The organism is Mesorhizobium sp. WSM4808, assembly GCF_055811675.1.
In genome coordinates, this window is sequence record NZ_JBVVQX010000055.1 from 1 (window position 1) to 3,230 (window position 3,230).

General features: G+C 62.7%; 4 protein-coding genes. All 4 read right to left on the minus strand.

From position 1 onward, the window contains the following. Positions 1–35 precede the first annotated feature (35 nt). The 4 genes from AC0L2U_RS34580 to AC0L2U_RS34595 are packed head-to-tail and all read right to left on the minus strand — an operon-like array spanning position 36 to position 3,175. Positions 36–206, minus strand: coding sequence for a hypothetical protein (locus tag AC0L2U_RS34580; protein ID WP_473603682.1), 171 nt, complete (start codon positions 204–206; stop codon positions 36–38). Continuing rightward, complete coding sequence (locus AC0L2U_RS34585) at positions 203–958, minus strand: tyrosine-type recombinase/integrase (RefSeq protein WP_473603683.1); 756 nt, start codon at positions 956–958, stop codon at positions 203–205. The genes AC0L2U_RS34580 and AC0L2U_RS34585 overlap by 4 nt, the downstream gene beginning before the upstream one ends. A 49-nt stretch (positions 959–1,007) precedes the next feature. After that, entirely contained in the window at positions 1,008–1,940 is a 933-nt protein-coding gene (locus tag AC0L2U_RS34590; RefSeq protein WP_473603684.1) for a tyrosine-type recombinase/integrase, read from the minus strand. Continuing rightward, the gene (locus AC0L2U_RS34595; protein WP_473603685.1) at positions 1,937–3,175 is read right to left on the minus strand and encodes a site-specific integrase; all 1,239 of its coding nucleotides are present in this window, start codon (positions 3,173–3,175) and stop codon (positions 1,937–1,939) included. The genes AC0L2U_RS34590 and AC0L2U_RS34595 overlap by 4 nt, the downstream gene beginning before the upstream one ends. Positions 3,176–3,230: the final 55 nt, after the last annotated feature.

Sequence of the window (3,230 nt, forward strand, 5' to 3'; positions counted from 1 at the left end):
TAGCTTAGATGCTGTTCAGCAGTCGCAGAACGGCATCAGTGGGCCGGAAGCGCGCCCCGTAATTGCCCTCGATGCCCGCCTTTTCGAGTCCGTTGCGGCATCATCTCGACATCCGCGGCGGCATAGCGGTGGGTGGTGGCGACCTGTGCGTGCCCGAGCCAGGCTTGAATCGTCAAAAGATCCACGCCGGACTGGAGAAGCTTCATGGCGAGGGAGTGCCGGAAGATGTGTGGCGATTGGGCTTTTCGGCCAAGTCCGGCCTTATGGCCACTGCCTTGGCCGCCGCTCGTCGTACGATGTGGGTCGCCCCGAAGCGCGTCAGGCGCTCATTGTGGGCGCCGACAAAGATCGGTCGTGGTTCGTGGTTGGCGATTCCGCGTTCGCGCAACAAGGCCGCCAGCGCTCTCGCCAGATCCTGAGGAACGGGGATGACGCGATCTCTGCGCCCCATACCGTGCAACAGGACCTGCGAACGCGGGTGTTCCAACTGAAGGTCGTCAGCATTGACACCAATGGCTTCGGAGACCCGCGCGCCGGTCCGCGCCAGGAACAGCAGAAACGAGCGGTCGCGCCGACAACGGGGCGTCCTCTGATCGGGCGCTGCACTGACGGCGTCCACTTCTGCGTTGGTGAGGTGGTGCGTCACCTCAATGTGCGCCCGTTTTGTGGGAATCGTCAGCACGCGTTGCGCGACACCAAAGGACGCCGGGTCGGCCGCTGCCACATGGTGGAAGAAAGATCGTATCGCAGCTAGTCGGGCATTGCGCGTGGCGACGGTGTTGTTCCGCTTCTCCTCGAGTTCGTCGAGAAAGGCGAGAACGAGGTCTCGATCGAGATCTTCGAGCACCAACGCCGCCGGCCTCTTGCGCAACCTGGCGGCGGCAAAGGGGATCAGCATGCGCAAGGCGTCGCGATAGCTCGCGACAGTCGCGGGAGTGGCGTTGCGCTGCTTGGTCAAGCGCCGGCGAAAGTAGGATTCAGGAGCGGCGCCAGGAGCAGATGTTCGTTCATGCTGCACCTCCATCGAGGAAAGCGCGGTCCGCCGCAATGGCGAGAAGATCCGCCGAACCAGTGAGGTAGTAAGCTGTATCGCTGTAGCTGGCGTGGCCGAGATATGTGGCGAGCAACGGGAGCAACGCCTGAACGTCTGCACGCTGTTGATGCCAGAAGCTGAGACGGGTCACGGCGAACCGGTGCCTGAGATCGTGCGGCCTTAAGCGCTTACCGCCATCAAGGCCGGCGAGCTTGCGGACCTCGGCAAAACCGTTTTGCAGGCCGGTCGCTGAGAGGCGGTTGCCACGAGAGCTGAGGAAGAAGCCCTGGTCCTTGGGCGTGGGAAAAGCGGCGTCACGCTCACGGGCGTAGTGGCGAAGGGCAGCCTGGGTCGTCGTGTGAACTGGAACGAGACGGTCCTTGCGGCACTTCGTCTTCCGAACCAGAAGAACCCCGCTGGTCAGATCGACGTCGGAACGATCAAGCCTGACCACTTCGCCAGATCGCAGTCCCGAGCTTGCTAACAATCCGATCAGCGTTGCCATCGTCCGCCCCCTGAGAGGGATGCCTGGCGAAATGCGCGCACATGCGTCGATGAGCGACGCCAACTCTGACTCGCTGAGGATCCGCGGCGGCGGAATCGCCCTGGATCTGGGAAAGACTCTACGCTCCAAGGCCTCCGTTTGGGCGTCATAGACGGCGAGATACTCGTAGAATCGGCGGAGCACGCCGTGACGAGTGGTGCGGCTGTTGGCGGCGCCGCCGAACGACAGGACGAAGTCCAGCGCCATCGTCCGGGTGGCGGGCGCATCGAATTGAGCGCGTTCAACGTAGCGGAAGAAAGCCCGCAACGTGCCAGCTTGTTTGCTGAAAGAGTAGCCGAGCGAGTGGCGCAGTTCGATGTAACGCTCCGCCTTCTCGCCGAGGAATCGGGTAAAGGCGGTCATGCCGCGCCTCCCGGAAAGGGGAGTGCGACCTCGGCGAGTTGCGAGGCCGCAACCTTCACGTACAGCGCTGTTGTGTTGATGCTCCTGTGGCCAAGAAGATCGGCGACCTCGTTGATTGGCCTTCGCTGCCTGACGAGCTGGGTGGCAAGGCTGTGGCGCAGGAGATGCCCACCTGCGACCCGCCCGAGTTCGACCCCGCCATGCCGCAACCGCTTCCGCACGATCCTCGAAACAGGCGACGCGCACTTGAACGGCGCCAGCGGCGGCGCGAAGGACAGGAACAGATACGGACTATCCACCTTCGGTCGAGCGCGCAGGATGTAATGGGCGAGTGCGGCGCCGGTCTCCTCGAGGAGTGGTACCACCCGATCACGCTTGCCCTTGGTGCGCCGGACAAAAACCTCGCCAGTACGCCAGTCGATATCCTTCAGCCGAGTGGCGCGTAACTCGCCGTTGCGAATGCCCGTGGTGGCGAGCAGCAGCAGGACGGCTCGATCACGGATGTCGACCGGCGTCGTTGCGCCGATCGCATCGATCGCCTGCCGAACGTCATCCCATGCAAGGCGCGGCGGCAAATGTGCCAAACGCCAAGAGGGCGTCCTTGGGACAACGCGGGCGAGATCTTGGCGATGGTGGCCAGCCCAATACAAAAACCGAAGAAATGTTCGGATATGAGAAGTCGCTGCCGTGCGGCTGCTGGAGGTCGCCGATAGTGACAGCCGAAGCTCGACAGCAGCGAGGATGTGCTCAGCCGTCAACGCCTCGAGGTCCTGGCCGGGATAGTGATGGCGGAACCAATCCAGAACGCGGTGGCCGCCCAGAAGAACGCCTTCGCGGCTCTTCGGCTCCAGGCCCCGCACCCTGCGCAGATAGTCCGAAAAGGAGGCCAGAAGCGGATTATCCGGGTCAGCATCTACACTGGGAACGGAAGCAATGAATCGCTCCGGAGCCACTCGCAGTGCGTGTCCCAGCGCCGACACTGCTCCAATGCGTGGAGAGTCCGTCGTAAACGTGGACAAATAGCTATCGACGACATCCTGATGGATCGGCATCGGACCACAGCGCGTCGCGGCAAACTGGCTAAAGCGCGCAATCCGGCTCAGGTAAATCTTGGCGGACGCTCGCTTGTAACCAAGGGTGAAAAAATGCTCCGCGAGGCGATCCATCTCGCCGCCGAGCGCACCGCTACGCAGGCGCTTGAGTACCCCACGATACGAAAAATAGAAGTCGAGCATATTGCCCCTCCAGCATTGCGGCGCAGGGGGATCCCGCGTCCGTCAGAGAGGCATC

What these genes read in the sequence shown, in the direction of transcription:
- AC0L2U_RS34580 (WP_473603682.1), bottom strand. Translation starts at nt 206, where the DNA reads ATGAAGCTTCTCCAGTCCGGCGTGGATCTTTTGACGATTCAAGCCTGG.
- AC0L2U_RS34590 (WP_473603684.1), bottom strand. Translation starts at nt 1,940, where the DNA reads ATGACCGCCTTTACCCGATTCCTCGGCGAGAAGGCGGAGCGTTACATC.
- AC0L2U_RS34595 (WP_473603685.1), bottom strand. Translation starts at nt 3,175, where the DNA reads ATGCTCGACTTCTATTTTTCGTATCGTGGGGTACTCAAGCGCCTGCGT.